Source organism: Leifsonia sp. CL147, from assembly GCF_900114565.1.
GTDB lineage: Bacteria > Actinomycetota > Actinomycetes > Actinomycetales > Microbacteriaceae > Leifsonia.
The window spans coordinates 18,656-40,362 of the sequence record NZ_FOTM01000024.1; the positions used below are offsets into that span (position 1 = coordinate 18,656).

Here is a 21,707-nt window from a genome sequence, read left to right on the forward strand (position 1 = left end):
GTTCAGCCCGCCGGTGGTGCGGTGGATGCTCGCACCATCAGCCGGGCCGGGGGGAGCGCGACATCGCCCGACTCGCCGTCCTCCACCAGCCGCAGCAGTGCGGTGGCGGCGGCGACTCCCCAGCCGGCCGGGTCGTTGTCGAGCGTTGTGAGGGACGGGTAGACGAACGACCCGATCTGGGAGCCGTCCAGCCCGGTGATCGAGAGATCGGCCGGCAGGTCGAGCCCTCGTTCGTGCGCGACGCCCATCCCGGCGATCGCCATCGGGTCGTTCCCGTAGACGATCGCGGTCGGGCGGTCCTCCCTCTCGAGCAGGGCCTTCGTGGCCTCTGCACCCTGCTCGGGAGAGAAGTCTGTGGGGACGACGAGCGGCGTCAGCCCGGCGGCGTGCGCGATGCGCTCGAAGCGCTCGCGCCGGCGCAGGCCGTGCAGCATCCGCTCGTCGCCGGAGACGTGGGCGATCCGTCGATGGCCGAGGCCCACCAGATGGGCGACGAGGTCGTCGATGCCCGCGTCGTAGTCGCGGGTGATGACGGGGAACGGGCTCCCGCCGAGCGGCTCGCCGAGCGACACCGCGAACGAGCCGAGCCGCTCGATCAACGGGATGCGCTCATCCTCGGCGAGCAGGTCGGTGAGGAGGAAGCCGTCGACGCGCTTGTCGGCGGCGAGCCGCTCGTACGCGCGCTCCTCGGCCGTGCGGTCCGGCACGACGGTCAGGACGAGCACGTTCCCGCGCTCGGAGAGCACCGTCTCAACGCCCGCGATGAACGCCGCGAAGAACGGGTCGACCTCGATGGTCCGCGGCTCCCGCCGCAGTACCAGGCCGAGCGCGTAGGCGCGGCGCGTGGTGAGGCCGCGGGCGCCCGGGTTGGGGGTCCAGCCGAGCGAGCGGGCGGTCTGCAGGATGCGCTCCCGCGTCTCGCTGGCGACCCCGGGCCGTGCGTTCAGCGTGAGCGAGACGAGGGACTTGCTGACGCCCGCGGCGCGGGCGACATCGTTGATGGTGACGTTGGCGTTCATGCGTCCATCCTCATCGCGTGCTCGCCGTCACGAAGCCACCGGGCGGGACGATGACGATGGAGTGGCCGCCGCGGGTCTGGGGCTGGCCGAACTGACGGCCGGTCGAGTCGTAGCTCGTCACCGTGACCGGACCCGTCGCGTCGAGCCGCTGGGAGACCGGCAGGTCCGTGGAGTTCACGTAGACGTCGAGCGCGCTGCTCCCGGCAAGGCCCAGGTGGGAGACGATCGGCTGCAGGAGCACCGCATCCAGTCGTGCCGTACCGGAGACCCGGGCCGTGACCGCGGTGGCCTGCGCCGGGACGGCGACGGGGAGCGTCTGCGGAAGCAGGAACACCGGGCTGGGGGCGATGCCCTGTTCGGCCGGCCGGACGTTGTCCGTACCGCCGAGCGGCAGGGCCACCCGTCCTACGGTGGCGGTCCAGGAGGTGGTGCCTGCGTCGGTCGGGTCCTCCGGCCCGAGATCGGCGATGGGCAGGACGCGCAGGGCAGGATGGCCGGCGGGGAGCTGCAGCGTCACGGACGAGCCGTCGCCCGCCTGCAGGTAGGCGCCGCCCGACCAGTTGGCCGATCCGGTCCACGCCGAGGGAGGCGTGACCGTCGTGACCGGACCGGTCGTTGTTCCGCTCTCGGCTTCGACCACGCTGAGCCCGGAGGCCGCGGTCGTGCGGGTGAAGGAGGTCGCTGCGCGCGCGATGGCGGGATGCGCATCCAGCGCGAGCATGCTCAGCTCGGTGTGGATGACGGACTCGGCGCCGCAATTGCGGTTGACCGTTCCGTCGCCCGCGATGCCGTCGACGCAGACCCCGGTCGCCGGGTCGTAGGCCGGCACACCGGCCCGGTTCGCACCGAAATACCAGGCGGCCTGGGCGCCGGCGAGGGCAGCGAGCCCCGTGGCGCCGGTCGCATCGGCTGCGGCCACAAGCCCCTCGAGCCGCGAGTCGACGCCGTAGGCGATCTGGGTGCGATCGGCCGGTGTCGGAGTCCACCCGTTGTCGGGCCCTCCGGTCGCCAGCAGCTGTGCCGTGAACTGAGCGAGATCGGTCGTCGCCGCGCGCTGCACGGAGGCATCGCCGAGCACTCCGGAGGCGGCGGTCAGGGCTGCGGGCTCCATCCCGGCCCAGGCGTGCCAGAACGTCGGCGAGTTCGCCTCAGGAAGGAGCGCGCCGAACGGCCACTGGCCGACTCCGCCGCTCTGCAGCTCCGCGATCCCGGCGGCGTAGTGGGCGAGCGCGGTCCGTGCCTCGGTGTCGCCGGGTTCGACGGCGGCGTAGGCGCTCAGCCCGAGGACGGCCTCGGCGGTGGCCCCTGCGCTTCCGACGATCAGCCAGCCGGGAACCGTCACGCCGTTCGCCACCTCGGTTTTCGGATACTGCCCGAGCGACTGGCGCTCGAGAGCCGAGAGCGCCAGGTGCAGCCGGTCGCGGAGGAACGTCGCGAACCCGGGGTCGGCCGAACGGAAGCCGGCGTATCCCTCGCCCAGCGCCCACACCGTGCGGGCGAGCCAGAACGACTCCGCGGAGTCGGACGGGTCGGGCAGCTCCTTCGGGATGGCCGACGGGTTCAGCGTCCCGTCGTGCTGCTGCCAGAGCACGACGTTGCCGGCATTCGGGCCGTCGGAGGTCTGCAGGTAGGTGAGCGACCGGAGCAGCTGGTAGGCCGTCGTCCGGCTCGATGCAGTGCCGTTCTGCTTCCAGTCGCGCAGGTAGACGACCGCCGCGCGCGAGATGTCGTCGGCGTCGTAGGCGCCCTGCGCGTACCAGCCGCGCGCCGGGTCGGTGATCGGACCCCCGCCGACCCGGCGGAAGGTGCCGTCGCTCTGCCGATCGGCGTAGACCCAGGGCGCGCGGGCGACCGGCTCCTCCGCGGCCCGGTACGTGGTGTGGCCGGCGACGCCGGGGAGTAGGGGCACCTCGTCGAGCAGGAAGTCCAGGTGGGCGAGGTTGGTCAGCTTCGAGGTGGAGGCGGCGGCGCGCTCACCTGCACTCGCCGCAGCGACTGCAGTCGCGTGCGCGGGGAGGACCGCCGCCGTCAGGGCGAGAGAGGCGCCCAGGGCAAGGGCGGCCGCGGCCCTCGGCATCGTCTGTACTCGGTTGCGCATCGTTGCGACCCCTCATGCTCGTCGTTCTCGGTGCCGGCTCGCGGGCTGCCTCGAGGCTTTTCACGCTCAGCCACGAGCTGTCATCTAAACCGGTTTAAAGGACGGTAGGCCTCGATCCCGGAAATGTCAACGCGAGGGCACGCCCGTCACGTTCGTGCTACTGCCGCGTCTACAGGTACTGACGGGCCTGTGCACCTTCTGGTCACGGATGGTCGTTGTGGTCTCGGTGTTCGACGTCGACGAAAGAATGCGAATGCGTGTAGCTCGTCTCATAGCGGTCCTGGCTCTGAGCGCCATGTTGGTCGTGACTTCGGCCGCATGCTCATTGATTGGAGATCGCCTGGCGCCCCCGGACCCGCCGAATCGGGAACCACAACGAGAGTCGGCGCTGGCATTCCGGGAGTGGCAGCCGGACGTCGAGAAGGTACTTTTCACCCGCGGGGGCGATCGGCCGGGGCTCGGTGCGTCCTGGCGTGTCAATGCGGTCGCCACGGTGAGCGGTGTGGAGTACCAGGTGATCATCGGCCCAGACATCGGGCCGGCTTTCGTCGGCATCGGCGTGCCACCTGAAGCGCCCACCACGACTCCATCTGGCCCGTTGACGGTGACCTATAGCGATGGAACGCGGGAGGTCATCGGATGACGGCGTCTCAGGAGTACGTGCATATTGCCAACGAGGCGTACAAAGTTGACCGGTTGAGGCAGGACCTGCGCCTGGGCGCGGGACGGCCGGGCCACGATCACGCGAATGTCAACAAGCGAGCATGTCCGTCACGTTCGCGCCGATGCCGCGTCCTCGTGTTAGTGAGAGGTCCGTGCGGCTTCCGGCCACGGATGGTCGTCGTGTCGCGGTGTTCGACATCGAACGAAGGAAGCGAATGCGAATTGCTCGTCTCGTACAAGTCTTGGCGCTGAGCGCCCTGTTGGTCGTGAGTTCGACGGCCTGCTCGTTGATTGGAGATCGCCTCATGAGTCCGGACCCTTCAAACAAGGAACTGCAGAGAGAAACGGCGGTGGTGTATCGCAATGAGTGGCAGCCGGTTGTCGAGAAGATCCGCTTCACACAAGAGGGCGATAGGCCCGGGTTTGGCGCATCTTGGAGCGTCAATGCTGTCGCAACCGTTCTTGGTGTGGAGTACCAGGTGATAATCGGCCCGGACATCGGTCCAGCATACGTGGGAGGGAGCGATGTCCCGCCGGAGTCGCCCCCCACGACTCCATCTGGCCCGTTGACGGTGATCTATAGCGACGGGACCACGGAGGTCATCGAATGACGACGGCCGAGGAGTACGTGGATATTGCTAATGAGGCCTACTTGGTGGACCCGCTTCGGCGAGATCCTCCGCTAGCGAAAGGGGAGAATTTCTACGCTGGTAGTGGCGCGAACAAGCAGCGGTATGAAGTGATCGATACCGAGGACAATCCGGTGAACGGGTTCCAGGCGATGGCAGTCGTCCCGGTTGTGAATGGCGTCCCGGACATGTCGCAGATCATTGTGACGTATGCGGGCACGAACCCGGACCATCGCGCCGACGTTCTCGCCGACGTCGAGTCGGTCGTGGGCAATCAGCAGGTGATCGGATCACAGATCGACGACGCCGAGCGGTTCGCGGACAGAGTCAGGCGGGCGAACCCGGGCGCATCGATCACGACGTCAGGGCATTCGCTGGGCGCATTCCTGGCCATGCTGATTGCGGCGGAGCACCGGTGGCACTCGACGACGTTCAACGGCCCCGATCCGTGGGAGAGGCTCTCGCCGGAGGCGAAAGCCTGGTTGCAGAGCGAGCTCGCAGCCGGCCACAAGCCCCTGCACAACTACGTCAACGAATGGGATCGTGACCTACAGATCTCTCGGTGAGCTCGAGGACGCCCAGGACCAGATTCGAGCGACCGCGCAGCGGCGCATCGAACTCGCGGATGAATACGTCGCGCACTACCGCTCGCGGATCCACCTGGTTCAGGAGAGCTTCTATGAACTCAGCGCCCGCCAGGGCATCGCGGACGACCCGGGCTTCCGCGCGGAACTCCAGCGCATCTCCGATCTGACCGACCAAACCGTGCGCTCCGCCGGGCACAGGATCGCCGAGCTCGAAGAGGACTACGAGGCCATGATGCGGCAGCACGCACTGGAGCGGGACAGCTTCATCGAGGAGCAACGACGAGAGGAGTGAACCGTGGCTCCCGGAATGTCGGCCAGAGACTTGTGAACCCGCCTGCCGGACGACGAGACTGGCCGCACCGCAACCGACCACGCCCATCGCCGGGGCTGAAGGAGGACCACTGTGGAATACAAGGACATTCCCACCAAGGCCGACGTCGAACGGATCGCCGCGTTGCGCCATCCCGGTTGCGTGAGCATCTACCTGCCCACCGGAACGACGCCCGCGGAGGCGGACCGGGCGCGGATCGAGCTGAAGAATCATCTGACCGCAGCCGAGCGCGCGCTGGAGAAGCTGGGTGTGCCGCGCTCGCGCATCCAGGGCGTGCAGACCGAGGGGCAGCGCATCCTCGACGACCGCGACTTCTGGCGCTACCAGTCCCGGTCGCTCGCCGTGTTCCTCGACGGCGACCTGGCCGAGACCTTCCGTCTTCCGAACCGGCTCGGCACCGCCTGCGAGGTCGCCGATCGCTTCTACGTCAAGCCGCTGCTGCGGACGCTGACCTTCCCCCAGTCCGCCCTCATCCTGGCCCTCGCCGGCAACTCGGTGCGCCTGCTGCACCTCACTCCGGACCGGCCGCCGGAGCGTATGGACGTGCCCGGGATGCCGCGCGATGTCGCCGACGCCATAGGCAAGACCTCGGTCAGCGGACGGCAGGCCGAGGGGCGCATCCAGGGATCGGAGGGCCAGAAGGTCCGGATGCTGGAGTACGTGCAGGCGATCGAGCGCGCGCTGCATCCCGTGCTCGCGAATTCGTCGGAGCCGCTGATCCTCGCCGCCGCCGAACCGCTCTCCGGCATCTTCCGGGGAGCGAGCGACCACCCCCGGCTGGTCGCGGAAGTCATCGCGGGCAACCCGGAGGAGAAGACCGACGAGGAGCTCGCAGCGGCCGCCCGCGGAGTGCTCGACCGGCTGTACGCCGGCAAGGTGGCGGCCCTCCGGGACGGGTACGAGTCACGGATCGCCGCGGGCACCGCCCTCGTCGACCTCAGCGATATCGCCCGGGCGGCGACGTTCGGCGCCGTCGAGTCGCTCGTCATCGACATCGACCGCCGGGTGCCGGGCACCATCGACGACGAGACGGGGGCGGTCGAGTTCGCGGACGACGACGGCACCGGTGACTACGGAGTGGTGGACGAGATCCTGCGACGGGCACTGGCCTCGAAGGCGAAGGTGTATGCGCTGCGGGCCGAGGACATACCGGGCGGGGGAGCGGCCGCGGCAGCCGTGCGTTACCCGGTCTGAGCGGCGAACCACCGGTCGATCCGGCGGTCGCTGCGGCTTCCGGGGCCGCCCCGGCTACGGCCGCAACGCGAGCACCAGCAGCTCCTGAACCCCGGCGAGCCAGTCGTATACCGCGCGCTGCATGGCCGACTCCTCATCGTGGATGTGGCCCTCGTCGCCGTCCTCGTGGATGCCGAGCCGCGAGGCGAGCACGAGGCGCACATCCGTGATCGTGCGCAGCCAGGCCGACGCCTGGTCCTCGTCCAGGACGACGCGGACGGCATGGTCCGACGGCGCCGCGAGCGAATCCATCAGCACCCGGGCGTTCCGCTCCTTGCGATCAGCGAGGCCGGCCGCAGTGAAGCGCCGGAACTCCGCCGATGCCTCGGGGTCGTCCGGGTAGGCGTCCGGCAGCAGGCGGCGCAGCGCGGGGTCCGTCTCGCCGTTCTCCGTCGCGGCTGCCGCCCGAGCGAGTTCCACCGCCTCCTCGGCGAGCGAGAGCAGCAGCTGTGCCTCCGCCGGCTGGAAGGAGGCGCTCACCCGGCCGTCGCGGCGTCGCCGGAACGGAGTCACGCGTCCGCCTTGGTGAGCGTCGCCCACAGCCCGTACTCGTGCATCGCCTCCACGTGCCGCTCCATCTCCTCGCGCGTCCCCGTCGCCACGACCGCCCGGCCCTCGGTGTGCACCATCATCATCAGCCGCTCGGCCTCGCGTCGCGGAAAGCCGAAGTACGTCTGGAACACGTAGGTCACGTAGCTCATCAGGTTGACCGGATCGTTCCAGACGATGGTGACCCAGGGGGAGCCGAGCTCCAGCAGCTCGTCGGTCCTCGTCTCCTCGAGGGTGCCGGCGTCCGTCATCACAGTCCCGGCCAGAGCGGCAGCCCGCCGATCGCGTCGGCCGCACGGACGAGCGCGAGGTGCGTCAGGGCCTGCGGTGTGTTCCCGGCGTGGGAGCGCCCCTCGACGTCGTATTCCTCCGAGAGCATACCGACGTCGTTCGCGAGCCCGACGAGCCGGTCCATCAGCGCGGTGGCGTCTGCGAGCCGGTCCGAGCGGGCGTACTGCTCGACCAGCCAGAACGAGCACGCGAGGAAGGGATGCTCGCCCGGCGGCAGCCCGTCCACCCCGGTCTCGGTGCGGTAGCGCAGCAGCAGGCCGTCCCGCAGCAGGTCCTCCTCGAGCGCCTTGACCGTGCCGAGCATCCGCGGGTCCTCGGCGTCCACGAAGCCGACCTGCACCAGCTGGAGGAGGGACGCATCCACCTCGGTCGTGCCGTAGTGCTGCACGTAGGTTCCGCGGTGGGGGTCCCAGCCGTTCATCTCGATGTCGGCCCGGATCGCGTCCCGCTCGCGCTTCCAGCGCTCGACCGGCCCTTCGAGCCCGTCCAGCTCGACGCCGCGGACCGCGCAGTCGAACGCGGCCCAGACGAGCGCGCGGGAGTGCGTGAAGTGCTGCGGGACATCCCGGATCTCCCAGATGCCGTGATCCGGCTCCCGCCAGTGCTGCTCCAGGTACCCCATCAGCGCCCGCTGCAGCGCCCAGGAGAACCGCGTCTCCACGTTGCCGGCGCGCCGGCCGTGGTCGAGCGCCAGCATCACCGCACCGATCACGTCCGCCTGGAACTGGGTGGATGCCTCGTTGCCGATCCGCACCGGCCGCGCACCCTGGTAGCCGGGCAGGGCGGTGACGATCCGTTCGGCGAGATCCCGTTCGCCGGCCAGGCCGTACATGATCTGGACGTCGCCCGGGTCTCCCGCGATCGCGCGCAGCAGCCAGTCGCGCCAGTGGTCCACCGTGTCGTTGTAGCCGTGGGTGAGGAGCACGCCGATGGTGAGGGACGCATCCCGCAGCCACACGAACCGGTAGTCCCAGTTGCGCTCGCCTCCGAACGCCTCCGGAAGGGAGGTCGTGGCCGCCGCGACGATACCGCCGGTCTCCAGGTGGGTCAGGGCGCGCAGCAGGATGAGCGACCGCACGACCTCGTCGCGGTACGGTCCCTCGTGCGCGCAGGTGGCGGCCCAGGCCGTCCACCACTCGCGTGTGCGCTGGAGGGAGGCCTCGACATCGAGGGCCGCCGGAGCGTCACGGTGCGACGGGTACCAGGTCATCGTCAGGTCGACGGTCTCGCCGGGGCCGACCGTGAACTCGCCCTGGTGCGAGTGGTTGGCGGCGTGCAGCTGAGCGCCGCGGACCACGATGGCATCCGGGCCGGCGACGGCGACGATCGCCGGCCTGTGCTCGCCCTTCAGCTGGCGCACCCAGGGGATGGCGGTCGCGTAGCCGAAGCGGATGCGCAGGTCCTGCCGCATGCGCACCTTCCCCCGCACCCCGCGGACCCGTCGCACGATGTCGGCCCGGTGGTCGTTCATCGGCATCGCATCCGTGACCTCGACCTCGCCGTCGGCGGTCCTCCAGCGGGTCACGAGGATCATCGTGTCCCTCTCGTAATGGCGCGTGCTGGACGCTGTCGCATCCACCGGCGCCACCAGCCAGCGGCCGTGGTCCTCTGTCCCCAGGAGCGCCCCGAAGGTCGAGCGGGAGTCGTAGCGGGGCAGGCACGCCCAGTCGATGCTCCCGTCCTTCCCCACGAGCGCCCCGGTGAAGCAGTCACTGATCAGGGCGTAATCCTCGATGGGGAGCGACATATTCCCAGTATGGACGTACTGTGATCGGCATGACGCAGTCCGTGAGCACTCTGGTGATTCTCGGAGCATCGGGCGATCTCACGTCACGACTCCTCCTCCCGGCCATCGGGCAGCTCCTCACCGATCAGCCGGAGCGCGCGTTCACCCTGATCGGCGCGAGCAGCGACGCCCTGGACGACGACACCTGGCGCGCCCGCGTCCGGGAGTCGTTCGCCACGGTGGAGGCGAAGGGCGCAGCGGTCGACCGCCTGCTGAAGGAGACCCGGTACGTCGAGGCGGACGCGACCAGCGCCCACGACCTCCAGGCGCTGCTCTCCGGTGTGGAGGGCGTGCCTGCCCTGTACTTCGCCCTCCCTCCCGCGATCACCGCGAAGGCGTGCGACGCGCTCGGCACGTTCGACCTCCCCGCAGGGCTGACGCTGGCGCTGGAGAAGCCGTTCGGCACCGACCGGGAAAGCGCGATCCGCCTCAACGAGCGGCTGGCCCGCCTGGTACCCGAGGACCAGATCCATCGCGTCGACCACTTCCTCGGCCGGTCGAGCGTGCTCAACATCCTCGGGCTGCGGTTCGCCAACAGCATCCTGGAGCCGCTCTGGGACGGCCTGCACATCCAGCGCGTCGACATCCTCTACGACGAGACGCTGGCCCTGGAGGGACGCGCGCGCTACTACGACACCGCCGGAGCCCTGATGGACATGATCCAGAGCCACCTGCTGCAGGTGATGTCGGTGCTCGGGATGGAGCCGCCGTCGACGCTCGGCGCGCGCGACCTGCGGGATGCGAAGGGGCTGGTCCTGCGCGCCACCCGCGTCTGGGACGACGACCCCGTGACCGCCAGCCGGCGCGCCCGCTACGCGGCGGGGGAGATCGAGGGCAGGAAGCTCCCTGCCTACGCGGACGAAGAGGGCGTCGATCCCTCCCGCCAGACCGAGACTCTCGCCGAGGTGACGCTGCAGATCGATACGTGGCGGTGGAAGGGCGTGCCGTTCACCCTCCGGTCGGGGAAGGCGCTCGGGAGCCGGCGGCGCGAGATGGTCGTCACCTTCGCACCGGCGCAGCACGTCCCGAGCGGGCTGACCGGGACGACCGAGCCGGCCAAGCTGCGCCTCCTGTTCGCTCCGGACGCGTTGTCGCTCGAGGTCAACATCAACGGGACGGACGACCCGTTCGGGCTGGAACGCGCATCCCTCACGGCCGACTTCGGGCCCGGCGCCCTGCTGGCCTACGGCGAGGTGCTGGAAGGCATTCTGGATGGCGACCCCTCGCTGTCGGTCCGGGCCGACACGGCGGTGGAGTGCTGGCGGATCGTGGAGCCGGTCCTGGCCGCCTGGCGCGAGGGGCGCGTCCCGCTGGAGGAGTACCCGGCGGGGTCGGAGGGTCCGGACGGCTGGGCCGGGCTGGGCTGACAGCTCGGAGGACCGGGTCGTGGGACGGTCAGGCCCAGGTCCTGGTCGGTACGGCGGGGTCGGTCAGGCCGCGGTGCGCTGCGAGACGAGCGGGAACTCGCCGGTGACGGGCTTGCGCAGGTCCGTCCACTGGGTGATGGGCGCGGGCTCCCAGGCCATCGCGGCCGGCTCGGCCACGGCCTGTGCGGGCTCGGCGGGAGTCTCGGCAACGGCAGCGGCCGGCTCGGCCGGCTCCGCCTCGCTCGCGGTGGCGACGGCCGGCGCCTCCACCGGGGCGGGGGCGTCCCTGAGGACCGGCGCGAGGTGCTGCGGCTCGGAGAGCGACTCGCCCGTCTCGATCCGACGGCGTGCCTCGGCGATCGCGGCGGCGATGCCGACCGAGACGGACTGCGCGAGGATCGAGTGGAAGATGGTGTCGGTGTCGTCCAGGGCGCGGCGGACGACGGTCCACTCGCCGTCCGCGCCGATGAGCTCGGCCACCTTCGTGTGCACGAGCTCGAGGATCTGAGCGTCCGTCAGCTGAGGGACCGGTGCCACCGGCACTGCCGCGGCATGCCGCCTACGACCAAACATCGCGCATCCCCTTCCAGGTTCACCTGAATACAAGTGTCCTGGACGGAGACGCCGCCAACCCGCCGGACACGCCGGGAGATTCGGCGGAAATCAGCGGAAATCAGCGGGTCAACGGCCCTTTCGGGCCTCCACCGACCGGGACTCGCGCTCGGACGCCTCCCGGGACTCGTCCAGCACGGCTCCGATCGCGAGGGCCAGCGAGATCGCCGCGTTCACCCACATCAGCGGGACGCGCCAATCCCTCGGGCCCTTCCTGGAGGCCTGGATGGTGGTCCACAGACCGATGGCCGCGCTGATGATCGCGCCGTTGAAGAGGTACTTGCGCATCCTGTTCCTTCCGGTTCCCTCCCGTAGCGTAGGCTTCCCCGGGCCGGAATGGGAGGAGGAGGATGCGCACAGCGATCGTGGGCGTCGCGCTCCTCGTGCTCGGCGGAACAGCCGTCGCCACCGGCCTGCTTCCCGTCTCGGACGCGGTCGTCCTCTGGAATCGTGTCTGGCCCATCCTGCTGTTCGTCGTCGCGATCACGGTGGTCACGGAGCTCGCGGCCGAGGCCGGGGTGTTCACGGTGCTGGCCCAGGAGACCGCCCGCTGGGGCCGGGGACGCGCGTGGCTGCTCTGGCTGCTCGTGGTGATCGTCGCGGCACTCAGCACGGTGTTCCTGTCGCTCGACACCACGGCGGTCCTGCTCACTCCCGTCGTGATCGTCATGGCGCGTCACGCGGGCCTCAACCCGCTCCCGTTCGCGCTGACGACCGTGTGGATGGCGAACGCCGGCTCGCTGCTCCTCCCGGTATCCAACCTGACGAACCTGCTGGCCCAGCATGCGATGGGCGACCCGTCCCCGGTCGCCTTCGCTGGGCTCATGCTGGCGCCCGCGGTCGTTGCCATGGTCGTGCCGATGGTCGTGGTGTTCGTGGTCGCCCGGCGCTTCCTGCTGGTCCGCTACGACACGGGGGACGGAGACGGCATCGAGGATCCCGTGCTGTTCTGGACATCGGGTGGGGTGGTCGTCGCGCTCATCCCGCTGCTGGTGTCCGGACTCCCGGTCTGGCTGCCCGCGAGTGCGGCCGCGGTCGCGCTCCTGGCGCTGTTCCTGGTGCGCCGGCGCGGGGTGCTGCGGTTCGGCCTCCTGCCGTGGCAGCTGGTGCTGCTCGCGTCCGGGCTGTTCCTGTTCATCCAGGCACTTCAGACGGCGGGTCTCGGGATGCTGATGGCCACCATCTCGGGTTCGGGCGAATCGCCGCTGGCCCTGCTGCGCCTCTCGCTGACGGGGCTGATCGGCGCGAACGCGATCGACAACCTCCCCGCCTACCTCGCGCTGGAGCCGGCGGCCGGCAGCCCCGTCCGGCTGGCCGCACTGCTGATCGGAGTGAACGCCGGCCCGCTGATCACGCCGTGGGCGTCGCTCGCGACCCTGCTCTGGCACCAGCGCCTGACCTCGTTCGCGGTCGAGATCCGGTGGAGCCGCTATATGCTCCTCGGCCTCGTCGTCGCGCCGGTCACGGTCCTCCTCGCGACCCTGGCCCTCGCCGCGACCGTCTAGCCTGCGCCGCCCCCTTCCCGTCCGCCTCCGCCTCCCCGCCTCCGACCCTCCGCCTCCCCGCCTCCCCGCCTTCCCGCCTTCCCGCCTCCCGGCCTCCCGGCCTCCCGGCCTTCCGACCCCCTCCGCACCTCCATCCCGCCGAGGTGCTCGTTGTTGCAGGCGCCAGCGGCGTGTCGGGTGCAACTTCGAGCACCTCGGCGTGGGCCCGTTCCCCGAGAGGGGCATTCCCCGGACCGTTCACCCCGGAGGGCCCTTGCCGCTCCCGGTCCCATTTCGCCGAGGTGCTCGTTGTTGCAGGCGTCGGCGGCGTGTCGGGTGCAACAACGAGCACTTCGGCGTGGGCCGTTCCCCGAGAGGGGCATTCTCCGGACCGTTCACCCCGGAGGGGCCCCTTGCCCTTCCCGGTCCCATTTCGCCGAGGTGCTCGTTGTTGCAGGCGCCAGCGGCGTGTCGGGTGCAACTTCGAGCACCTCGGCGAGGGCAGTTCCCGGAGAGAGCTGTTCCGGAGCGGGCGTTCCCGGGAGGCCCCTCCCCCCGGGGAGGGGCCTCCGCAACTCCGATCCTGTTCCCGGCCTCCATCCCGCCGAGGTGCTCGTTGTTGCAGGCGTCGGCGGCGTGTCGGGTGCGACTTCGAGCACCTCGGCGGGGTGGGCGGGAGGAACGGGAGGGGCGGGAGGGGCGGGATGGGCGGGGCGCGAGGGAGGGGAGACGAGTGAGGCGGTGACGGGTGAGGGGGTGGGGCGCTACTCGGCGGGGAGGAGCTGCGCGGCGCGCACGACGCGTCGGTGTGCGACCGCGATGAGCGCGAGCGCGAAGCCGGATGCGGCCCAGAGCAGTAGGCCTCCGAGGCCGCGCCAGGCGTCCGCGCTGCCGTCGATGGCACCCTGCAGCGCGGTGATCGCCGGCGAGGTCGGCAGCCATCCCAACGCCGCGCCGAAGAAGCCGGGCGCCGTGGAGACGATCCCCGACGCGAGCGTCACCACGACGACGAGCATGGACAGGAACCGCCCGACTCCGCCGAGCAGGGCGGCCAGCCCGTGGTTGACCGCTGCGAAGGCGATCCCGACGGCGACCGCCACCCCGGCGAATCCGAACCAGTGGCCGACGTCCAGACCGAGCGCCGGGGCCATGACCGCAGCCACGAGGCCGCCCTGGATGGCGCCGACCGCCGCCGCCGGCGCGAAGCCGTCGAGTGCGATCCGTCCGGCACTGCGCGAGGTGAGCAGCGCACGCCGCGACAGCGCCTGAAGGACCAGGAAGGTCGCCAGTGCACCGAGCCACAGGGCCACCGAAGCGAACAGCGGGATGCTGGAGGTCCCGAACGCCGTGGTGCCGGAGGCCTTCTGTGCCACGGGCTCGGCCGCGACCTTGGCGAGACTGGTGCGGTCTCCGCTGTCGTAGCTCGGCAACTGTGCGACGGCGGTGTGCAGGCCGGACGCCAGCGAAGCGCTGCCCGACGCCGACTGATCGGCGCCGGACGCGAGTGCCGGGATCCCGCCGCTCAGCTGCTGAACGCCGGTCGCCAGCTGCCGTGCGCCGTCCGCCGACTGGGATGCGCCGGAGGCCAGCTGCGCTGCTCCCGACGCCGACTGCGACACGCCGCCGGTGTACTGCCCGAGTTGTGTCGCGAAGCTCTGGCTGCCCGAGGAGAGGCCAGCGGCGTACGCCTGCGCCGTGTTCAGATCGGTGAGCTGCGCCTTGAGCTGAGCGCACAGCGCGGCAACCGCGGGGTCGGCCGGGGGAGCGCAGTTCTGCGCGACCGCCGCGTTGATCCCGTTTGTGGCGGCCGTCAGGTGCGAGGACGTCGTCGCCGCCGTCCCGGCGAGCTGCTGCGCCCCGCCCTGAACGGCCGTCCCGCTCGAGGCGAGGGTGCCGAGGCCGTTCGCGAGGCCCGACGCGCCGTCGGACAGCGTCGAGATCCCGTCTGCGAGCGAGGAAGCGCCGGTCGACAGCTGCGCCGCTCCGTCTGCCAGCTGATGGGTTCCGCTCGCGAGCTGCGTCAGCCCTCCGGAGAGCTTGTCTGCGCCGGTGGCCGCCGTGTTCAACCGGCCGCCGAGCGTGTTAAAGCCGACGTAGACGTTCGCGATGTAGGTGGAGGTGAGCTGCTTGTTGAGCACCGAGGTCGCCGTCGTGGTCACCGCCTGGCTGATCGCCGGATCGACCAGCTTCGCCTGCGGGCTGGTGCGCACGTCGATCGTCGCCTGCCTCGCGTCGCCAGGCGTCCCCGCGATGGAGGTCGCCGCCTTCGAGAAGTTCTTCGGGATGGTGACCACGGACACGTACTCGCCGCTGCTGACGCCCTGGTCGGCATCCTTCTGGTCGGTCAGGACCCACGTGAAGTTCTCGTTCTTCGAGTCGAGCAGTCCGGCGGCGAGCTGGCGGCCGAGCGGCACCGTCTGGCCGTTCACCGTCACGGGAGTGTCGAGGTTCACCACGGCGGCCTTGACATCGTGCAGACGATCGGTGGGGTTCCACAGCGCCCAGACGAGCAGCCCTCCGATCGTGATGGGGACGAGCAGGATGCCGGCGATGGTCAGCCAGGTCACCCGCTTGTCGGAGCGGAGGCGCTCCAGCGAGAACAGCGAGCGCGGCCGGCGGAGGCGGGAGGAAGTGGTCATCGGGCGTTCGCCTTCTCGAGGTGGGCGCCGTGCTCGGCGAGGTCGGAATCGGTGGGTTCGTCCAGTGCTGTGGACCGCTGCGCGACGGTTCGCTCCCGGTCGTCCAGGTCGAGGATGGCCGGCTCTGCGGTCTCCGGGAGGAGGTCATCGAGCCGCGAGGGATCGACGCAGCCGACGGCGAGCGCAAACGGCCGCCCCTCGACCCGGGCGCGGCTGAGCGCAGCCGTCAGCTCTGCCCGGATGCGCCGCCGCTCGACGGGATCGGTCAGCGTGTCGACGGCGTCCAGCGCCACGAGCTGCGGGCGCCCGGCCAGCGCCCGGCGCAGATCGTCCACGGGGGTCTCGGCCGCATCCAGCCGGACCACGGCCGTCCGCGAGCGGACCGCCGCCCCGCGCGTCGGGAGCACGAAGCCCGCGACCTTCACCGTGCCGGAGTCGACGGGCGTCCGTGCGGTGATCGCCATGAGCACAGCGGCCGCGGCCGTGCGGTCGTCACCGCGCACCACGAGCACCTCCCCGTCGGAGAGCCGGAATGACACGTCACCGACCAGCCGCCGGCTCCGCGCGCTGACGCCCAGCCCGTCCGCGGCCGCAACGATCCGGGCGACGTCGGTGGGCCAGTTCGCGAGCTCGAGCTCCTTCTGCAGGCCGTCGCCTTCCACATCGAACGAGGGGAGGATGCGGTCGAGCCAGCGGGGCATCCACCAGGCCTTGTCGCCGAGAAGCTGGAGGATCGCGGGCACGAGGGTCATCCGGACGATGAACGCGTCGACGAACACCCCGACCGCGAGGCCGAGCGCGATCGGCTTGATCGACGCGTCGCCCTCCGGCACGAACGCGGCGAACACCGAGATCATGATGACGGCGGCCGCGGTCACGACCTTCGCAGAGCTCACGAACCCGCTCCGGATGGCGCGGCGCGCGTCGCCGCCGTGCACGAAGTCCTCGCGGATGCGGCTGACCAGGAACACCTCGTAGTCCATCGCCAGCCCGAACAGCACGCCCATCAGGATGATCGGCATGAACGAGATGATCGGCCCGGTCTTGTCGACATGGAGCGCATCGCCGAACCAGCCCCACTCGAACACCACGGTCACGGCGCCGAACGCCGCACCGACGGAGAGCAGGTAGCCGAGGGCTGCCTTGATCGGCACCGCGATCGAGCGGAACACCATGGTGAGCAGGATCAGGGACAGACCGACGACGAGGAGGCCGAAGGGGAGCAGTGCTCCCGCCAGCCGCGAGGATACGTCGATCTGCGCGGCGGTGTTCCCGGTCACCTTGAGGTCGACGCCGTACTGGTCGAGGAAGTGCTGATGCTTCCCGCGGAGCTCGGCCACCAGGGCGGCCGTCTTCTGGTCGTCGGGACCGGTCGTCGGGACGACCTGCACGATGCCGGTATCGGCGGTCGCGTTGGGAACAGCGAGCGGGACGGAGGCGACGCCCGGCAGCCGGGAGATCTCGTGGCCGATCTTCGTCATCAGTCCGACCGGATCGGTGCTCGAGATGATCGAGCCCGTCACGATCAGCGGGCCGTTGTAGCCGGGACCGAAGTGGTCGGACACCAGGTCGTAGGCGACCCGCGCCGGCGTTCCCTCGGGCTGCGACCCGGCATCGGGCAGCGCCAGGCGCAACTGGAGCGCCGGGATGGCCGCCACCCCGAGCGCGACGATCACGGCGACGATCGTGACGATCGGAAACCGCGTGACAGCGCGCACCCAGCCCCGGAAGAACCCGGGGGGGATGTCGGCTTTCGCGGCATGCGCGAAGGAGTGGGCGGGGGTGCCGGCCGGCTCGGCGGACCCGGCCGCGGTCGTGGCGGCGGGCGCCGCCGGGGATGCCGGCACGTCGGTCGCCGCCGCTGCCGTCGCTCGCCTCCGGGCCGCCCGCGCAGCCTTCCGGCGCCCGGGCGTCAGCCGCGCTCCTGCGAAGCCGAGCATCGCGGGCGTGAGCGTCAGTGCCACGAGCACGGCGACCGCCACGCCGACCGACGCGGCGATGCCCATCGTGGTGAGGAACGGGATGTTCGCCACGGCCAGTCCGGCCAGCGCGATGATCACGGTGATCCCGGCGAACAGCACCGCGGATCCGGCAGTCGCAACGGAGCGTGCGGCCGACTCCGCCGGAGGCACGCCTGCCTTCAGCTGGGCCTGGTGACGGGAGATGATGAACAGCGAGTAGTCGATCCCGACGGCGAGGCCCAGCATCAGGGCGAGCATCGGGGTGGTCGACGAGATCGAGCCGAAGAGCGTCGCGATGAAGATCAGGCACATCGAGATGGCCACACCGAGAAGGGCCGTGAGGAGCGGCATCCCGGCCGCCAGGAACGAGCCGAACGTGAGGATGAGCACCACGAGCGCGACTCCAACGCCGATGAGCTCGATGAGGGACAGGGAGGGCAGGTTCTGCGAGAACAACTGACCCCCGAGCGCCGACTTCGAACCGTCCGGGAGCTGCTTCGCGAGGTCGGCTCCCGCATCCTTCAGGGCGGTCTTGGTCGCATCCGTCACCGTGGTCATCTGGCCCGTGAGCTGGACCGTCACGATGGCCGCCGAGCGGTCGCCGGAGATCAGGTTCTTGACCTGAGCGGAATAGGGGGAGCTGACGCCCGAGACGCCGTCGACCTTCTTCAGCACTCCGACGACGTGTTCGACCGGCTGCCTCATGTCGCTGTCATCGACTGTCCGGCCCTCGGGCGCCACGACGACGAGCTGCGCACTCGTGCCGCTGACCTGCGGGAACGTGCGACTCAGCGTGTCGAGCGCTTCCTGCGACTCCGTGCCGGGGATGCTGAAACTGTTGTCCGTGCCCTGGTTGAACAGGAGCGCGCCGCCGCCGAGAAGGGCCAGGAGCCCGATCCAGACGATGACGACGAGGGTGCGGGCTCGGTAGGCCCACCGGCCGACCGAATACAGAAGCGAGGACACGCGTTCTCCAGTGATTGACTATCGAGGATGATCAAAGAATTTTCGATACACCCTTGTATCCGTACATGACCGTATCGGATACACTTCTGTATCGGAAGCTCGATTCAGGAAGGTTTCAGCTTGGAACGCACGACTCTCAGTGACGGCGTGACCGAAGACGGCCGCGAGGACGGCCCCACGGAGTCCGCCCGCCGTCGGCGCACCCGCACCCGCCTGCTCGATGCGGCCTTCGAGGTGTTCGCCGAGGAGGGTGTGCGGGCCGCCAGCGTCGAGACCATCGCCGAAGCCGCCGGCTTCACCCGCGGCGCGTTCTACTCGAACTTCTCGAGCAAGGAGGAGCTGTTCTTCGCTCTCATGGAGCGCGAGAAGGCCATGCGCGTGGAGCAGCTCGTCACCGGCGTCGACCAGTTCCTCACACCCCTGGTCGGGGACGAGGGGGCGGAACTGGGGGATGAGGACGTCCTGCAGACGATCAGCCGCATCCTGGAGCTGCAGTCCGACGACCGCCGGTGGTGGCTCGTGCAGGCCGAGTTCCAGCTCATGGCACTGCGCGATCACTCGATCGCCGCCGATTACCTGCGCTACCACGACGAGTTCTTCTCCGAGCTCACCGAGATCGTCGTGGCGGCGCTGGCGAGCGCACGGCGCCGATTCACGATCGACGCGGGGGAAGCCGTCCGCGTCATCGCCGAGCTCTGTGCCAGCGGTGAAGCGCGGGCAGTGCTCTCCGGAGACCAGCGGTCGTTCACGGCGCGGCTCTCGGAGTCGGTCCCGGCCATCCTGCTCGCACTCACCGAGCGCACCTGAACGGGGAGCCGCGTGCGCGCCGAGCGGGCCGCGTGCGGGCCGAGCGGGCAGCCTCCCGTGGCCGTTTGAGCGTTCGTCAAGCGTGGGCCGCTAGCATCTGAGGGATGCGAGCCGAAGGATCCCGGACACCCCGTGCGGCACGCGTTCCGCGTCTGCTCCGTGCCGCCGCGGTGATCGCCTCGGCCGCCTGCATCGCCCTGCTGAGCGGATGCTCGGGCTCGCCGACGAGCGCCCAGAGACCGCAGGCTCCCGCCACCGACGTCCCGGCGCCCACATCCACGCCCGACCCGTTCCACACGGAGCCGCTCACCCCGCTCACCCGGTATGTGGCGCTGGGCGACTCCTTCGCGGCCGGACTGGGCGCCGGTGCGGAGAAGGGCGGCTGCCGGCTCAGCCCGTACAGCTATCCGTCCGTGTTCGCCCGGCGTTCCGGCGTGGACCTGATCGTCAACGCCGCCTGCGCCGGCGCCACCACCTCCGACCTGCTGAAGCACCAGCTGATCGCCCTCGACGAGCGGACCGATCTCGTCACGGTGAGCATCGGCGGGAACGACCTCGGCGTGCAGGCGATCGCAGCGGACTGCGCCGCAGGCAAGGCGGCGGCCTGCCGGAACGAGGTGACGGCGGCTCTCTCCCTCCTCAACGTCCTGCCCGACCGCCTGACCACGGTCTACAGCGCCATCGCTCAGGCCGCGCCGAACGCACGCATCGTGGTGACCGGCTACACCCTGCTGTACGACGCCTCCGATCCGAACGCGAAAGACTTCGGGACCGCGGCGGCGATCAACGCGGCGACGCTCGGGCTCAACGAGGTCGTCCGCCAGGCGGTGGACCAGCAGCGGAGCGCCGGGAAGCCGATGACGTACCTCCCGGTCGACTTCGCGGGACACGCGATCGGCGACCGTAAGCCCTGGCTCAACACGACCGGCCCCGACGTGTTCCATCCCACGGCGGCCGGCTACGCGGAGTACGCCGCACGACTCGTCCAGCTGCTCGGCACGGCGAAGTAGCCCCTCCCGGGTCCCGCGGGCCGCGCGTCGGAGCCGCCTGGGAGGACGCTGGTACCCTGGCTGGTGTCCACGTCCCGACCCTTCGAGGGAGTTGACCCACCATCACAGCGACGCCTGACACGCCGCCCGCCACCGCGCCGGACCACGATGCGCCGCACGCCGACGCGCCGCAGACCGAGCAGTACGACCTGGTCATCGTGTCCAACCGCCTGCCCGTCGACCGTGTGGTCGACGACACCGGGAAGTCCGACTGGCGGCCGTCCCCCGGCGGGCTGGTGGCGGCGCTCGAGCCCGTCATGCGCGCGAAGGACGGCGTCTGGATCGGGTGGGCGGGTGTCGCCGGCGAGCAGATCGAGCCGTTCGAGGCGGGCGGGATCAGCATCGTGCCGGTGCCGCTGTCCGAGGAGGAGCTCCAGCGCTATTACGAGGGCTTCTCCAACGACACCCTGTGGCCGCTGTATCACGATGTGATCGCCCAGCCGAGCTACCACCGGGAGTGGTGGGACAGCTACGTGAACGTGAACCGCCGGTTCGCGCGGGCGGCGGCCTCCGCATCCGCGAAGGGCGCCGTGGTCTGGGTGCACGACTACCAGCTGCAGCTGGTGCCGGCCATGCTGCGCGAGTTGCGGCCGGATCTGGTGATCGGCTTCTTCAACCACATCCCCTTCCCGCCGTACGGCATCTACTCGCAGCTGCCGTGGCGCCGCCAGATCATCGACGGGCTTCTGGGCGCGGACGTCATCGGCTTCCAGCGGGTCGCCGACGCCGGCAACTTCTCCCGGGCGGTGCGCCGTCTGAAGGGCTTCGAGACGCGCGGGCCGATCATCGAAGTGCCCATCGACGGAGACGACCCGGAGGCCGGATCGCACCGGCACGTCACCACGGGCCGCCGGGGCGGGCTGGTGCGCACGGTTCTGGCGCGCGCCTTCCCGATCTCGATCGATGTCGACCAGTACCAGTCGCTCGCGCGGCGACCCGAGATCCAGGCGCGGGCGCGGGAGATCCGCGCGGAGCTCGGCAACCCCGAGAAGATCATGCTCGGTGTCGACCGGCTCGATTACACGAAGGGGATCGGCCACCGCCTCACCGCTTTCGGCGAGCTCCTCGAGGAGGGCCGGCTGAAGGCGGAGGACGTGACGCTCGTCCAGGTCGCGAGCCCCAGCCGGGAGCGGGTCGAGACCTACCGGCAGCTCCGGGACGAGATCGAGCTGACCGTCGGCCGCGTCAATGGGGACTACTCCACGCTCGGGCACACCGCCATCGCCTACCTCCATCACGGCTACCCGCGGGAGGAGATGGTCGCGCTCTACCTGGCCGCCGACGTGATGCTCGTGACGGCACTGCGCGACGGGATGAACCTGGTCGCCAAGGAGTACGTCGCAACCCGCGTCGACGAGGACGGCGTGCTCGTGCTCAGCGAGTTCGCGGGGGCCTCGGATGAGCTCCGGCAGGCGCTCCTGATCAACCCCCACGATATCGAGGGTCTCAAGGAGACCGTGCTGCAGGCGCTGGCCATGCCACGACGCGACCGCAACCGCCGGATGCGCGCCCTGCGCAAGAAGGTGCTCACCAACGACGTCGCCCGCTGGTCCGCATCGTTCCTCGACGCCCTGACGCGCAGCGCGCACGGCGACCACCCCTTGCAGAACCCGCCCGTGAACCGGCGCTGAGCCGC

Annotated in this window: 18 protein-coding genes; 9 read left to right on the forward strand and 9 right to left on the reverse strand. The window is 70.4% G+C overall.

Going from position 1 to position 21,707, the window contains the following annotated elements:
* Positions 1-2 precede the first annotated feature (2 nt).
* Both BM287_RS16295 and BM287_RS16300 read right to left on the reverse strand, forming a co-directional pair.
* Positions 3-1,019 carry a LacI family DNA-binding transcriptional regulator gene (locus tag BM287_RS16295; protein WP_090041771.1) on the reverse strand — a complete coding sequence of 339 codons (1,017 nt, stop codon included), beginning with the start codon at positions 1,017-1,019 and terminating at the stop codon, positions 3-5.
* A 10-nt stretch (positions 1,020-1,029) separates the two neighbouring features.
* A complete protein-coding gene (locus BM287_RS16300; RefSeq protein ID WP_090041768.1) occupies positions 1,030-3,117 on the reverse strand; it encodes a hypothetical protein in 2,088 nt (695 codons plus the stop codon).
* 851 nt (positions 3,118-3,968) lie between these two features.
* Between BM287_RS16300 and BM287_RS16310 the strand changes: the two genes are divergently transcribed.
* The 4 genes from BM287_RS16310 to BM287_RS16325 all read left to right on the forward strand — a co-directional run bounded on the left by BM287_RS16310 (position 3,969) and on the right by BM287_RS16325 (position 6,521).
* On the forward strand, positions 3,969-4,391 hold the full coding sequence (locus BM287_RS16310) for a hypothetical protein (RefSeq protein WP_139230716.1): 423 nt from the start codon (positions 3,969-3,971) through the stop codon (positions 4,389-4,391).
* Complete coding sequence (locus BM287_RS16315; RefSeq protein WP_139230717.1) at positions 4,388-4,975, forward strand: Tle-like phospholipase domain-containing protein; 588 nt, start codon at positions 4,388-4,390, stop codon at positions 4,973-4,975. The genes BM287_RS16310 and BM287_RS16315 overlap by 4 nt, the downstream gene beginning before the upstream one ends.
* Positions 4,953-5,288, forward strand: a complete 336-nt coding sequence (locus tag BM287_RS16320; protein WP_090041758.1) for a hypothetical protein — start codon at positions 4,953-4,955, stop codon at positions 5,286-5,288. Before BM287_RS16315 ends, BM287_RS16320 begins: the two co-directional genes overlap by 23 nt.
* A gap of 111 nt (positions 5,289-5,399) precedes the next feature.
* Positions 5,400-6,521, forward strand: a complete 1,122-nt coding sequence (locus tag BM287_RS16325) for a baeRF11 domain-containing protein (RefSeq protein ID WP_090041755.1) — start codon at positions 5,400-5,402, stop codon at positions 6,519-6,521.
* Between the two features lie 54 nt (positions 6,522-6,575).
* Here the strand turns inward: BM287_RS16325 and BM287_RS16330 are convergent, their stop codons facing one another.
* Genes BM287_RS16330 through BM287_RS16340 form a run of 3 tightly spaced genes read right to left on the reverse strand, consistent with a single transcriptional unit; the run spans position 6,576 to position 9,147 of the window.
* Positions 6,576-7,073 (reverse strand): DUF2017 domain-containing protein, encoded by a 498-nt coding sequence (locus tag BM287_RS16330; protein ID WP_090041824.1) that lies wholly within the window; start codon positions 7,071-7,073, stop codon positions 6,576-6,578.
* On the reverse strand, positions 7,070-7,360 hold the full coding sequence (gene clpS, locus BM287_RS16335) for an ATP-dependent Clp protease adapter ClpS (RefSeq protein WP_090041753.1): 291 nt from the start codon (positions 7,358-7,360) through the stop codon (positions 7,070-7,072). Before clpS ends, BM287_RS16330 begins: the two co-directional genes overlap by 4 nt.
* Entirely contained in the window at positions 7,360-9,147 is a 1,788-nt protein-coding gene (locus BM287_RS16340) for a glycoside hydrolase family 15 protein (RefSeq protein ID WP_090041750.1), read from the reverse strand. The genes clpS and BM287_RS16340 overlap by 1 nt, the downstream gene beginning before the upstream one ends.
* Before the next feature lie 29 nt (positions 9,148-9,176).
* Between BM287_RS16340 and BM287_RS16345 the strand changes: the two genes are divergently transcribed.
* Entirely contained in the window at positions 9,177-10,553 is a 1,377-nt protein-coding gene (locus BM287_RS16345) for a glucose-6-phosphate dehydrogenase (protein ID WP_170857597.1), read from the forward strand.
* 63 nt (positions 10,554-10,616) lie between these two features.
* Here the strand turns inward: BM287_RS16345 and BM287_RS16350 are convergent, their stop codons facing one another.
* Complete coding sequence (locus BM287_RS16350; RefSeq protein WP_244528409.1) at positions 10,617-11,090, reverse strand: hypothetical protein; 474 nt, start codon at positions 11,088-11,090, stop codon at positions 10,617-10,619.
* 144 nt (positions 11,091-11,234) lie between these two features.
* Positions 11,235-11,453 carry a hypothetical protein gene (locus tag BM287_RS16355; protein WP_090041743.1) on the reverse strand — a complete coding sequence of 73 codons (219 nt, stop codon included), beginning with the start codon at positions 11,451-11,453 and terminating at the stop codon, positions 11,235-11,237.
* Positions 11,454-11,515: 62 nt separating this feature from the next.
* Here BM287_RS16355 and BM287_RS16360 point away from each other — a divergent pair, with 62 nt between their 5' ends.
* The gene (locus BM287_RS16360; RefSeq protein WP_090041741.1) at positions 11,516-12,670 is read left to right on the forward strand and encodes an SLC13 family permease; all 1,155 of its coding nucleotides are present in this window, start codon (positions 11,516-11,518) and stop codon (positions 12,668-12,670) included.
* Positions 12,671-13,413: 743 nt separating this feature from the next.
* Here BM287_RS16360 and BM287_RS16365 read toward each other — a convergent pair.
* Both BM287_RS16365 and BM287_RS16370 read right to left on the reverse strand, forming a co-directional pair.
* A complete protein-coding gene (locus BM287_RS16365) occupies positions 13,414-15,288 on the reverse strand; it encodes a YhgE/Pip domain-containing protein (protein WP_090041738.1) in 1,875 nt (624 codons plus the stop codon).
* Complete coding sequence (locus tag BM287_RS16370; RefSeq protein ID WP_090041736.1) at positions 15,285-18,215, reverse strand: MMPL family transporter; 2,931 nt, start codon at positions 18,213-18,215, stop codon at positions 15,285-15,287. The genes BM287_RS16365 and BM287_RS16370 overlap by 4 nt, the downstream gene beginning before the upstream one ends.
* 120 nt (positions 18,216-18,335) lie before the next feature.
* On the opposite strand from BM287_RS16370, the gene BM287_RS16375 reads away from it, so the two are divergent.
* From BM287_RS16375 to otsA, 3 genes are all read left to right on the forward strand, one after another.
* Positions 18,336-19,022, forward strand: coding sequence for a TetR/AcrR family transcriptional regulator (locus BM287_RS16375; protein WP_090041734.1), 687 nt, complete (start codon positions 18,336-18,338; stop codon positions 19,020-19,022).
* A gap of 104 nt (positions 19,023-19,126) precedes the next feature.
* Entirely contained in the window at positions 19,127-20,032 is a 906-nt protein-coding gene (locus BM287_RS16380) for an SGNH/GDSL hydrolase family protein (RefSeq protein WP_090041729.1), read from the forward strand.
* 188 nt (positions 20,033-20,220) lie between these two features.
* Positions 20,221-21,702 (forward strand): alpha,alpha-trehalose-phosphate synthase (UDP-forming), encoded by a 1,482-nt coding sequence (gene otsA / locus BM287_RS16385; RefSeq protein ID WP_244528413.1) that lies wholly within the window; start codon positions 20,221-20,223, stop codon positions 21,700-21,702.
* The last annotated feature ends 5 nt before the right edge of the window (positions 21,703-21,707 follow it).

Coding starts and splice junctions, on each gene's coding strand:
- BM287_RS16360 (WP_090041741.1), top strand. CDS start 11,516: ATGCGCACAGCGATCGTGGGCGTCGCGCTCCTCGTGCTCGGCGGAACA.
- clpS (WP_090041753.1), bottom strand. CDS start 7,360: ATGACGGACGCCGGCACCCTCGAGGAGACGAGGACCGACGAGCTGCTG.
- BM287_RS16340 (WP_090041750.1), bottom strand. CDS start 9,147: ATGTCGCTCCCCATCGAGGATTACGCCCTGATCAGTGACTGCTTCACC.
- BM287_RS16355 (WP_090041743.1), bottom strand. CDS start 11,453: ATGCGCAAGTACCTCTTCAACGGCGCGATCATCAGCGCGGCCATCGGT.
- BM287_RS16315 (WP_139230717.1), top strand. CDS start 4,388: ATGACGACGGCCGAGGAGTACGTGGATATTGCTAATGAGGCCTACTTG.
- BM287_RS16295 (WP_090041771.1), bottom strand. CDS start 1,019: ATGAACGCCAACGTCACCATCAACGATGTCGCCCGCGCCGCGGGCGTC.
- BM287_RS16345 (WP_170857597.1), top strand. CDS start 9,177: ATGACGCAGTCCGTGAGCACTCTGGTGATTCTCGGAGCATCGGGCGAT.
- BM287_RS16300 (WP_090041768.1), bottom strand. CDS start 3,117: ATGCGCAACCGAGTACAGACGATGCCGAGGGCCGCGGCCGCCCTTGCC.
- BM287_RS16380 (WP_090041729.1), top strand. CDS start 19,127: ATGCGAGCCGAAGGATCCCGGACACCCCGTGCGGCACGCGTTCCGCGT.
- BM287_RS16365 (WP_090041738.1), bottom strand. CDS start 15,288: ATGACCACTTCCTCCCGCCTCCGCCGGCCGCGCTCGCTGTTCTCGCTG.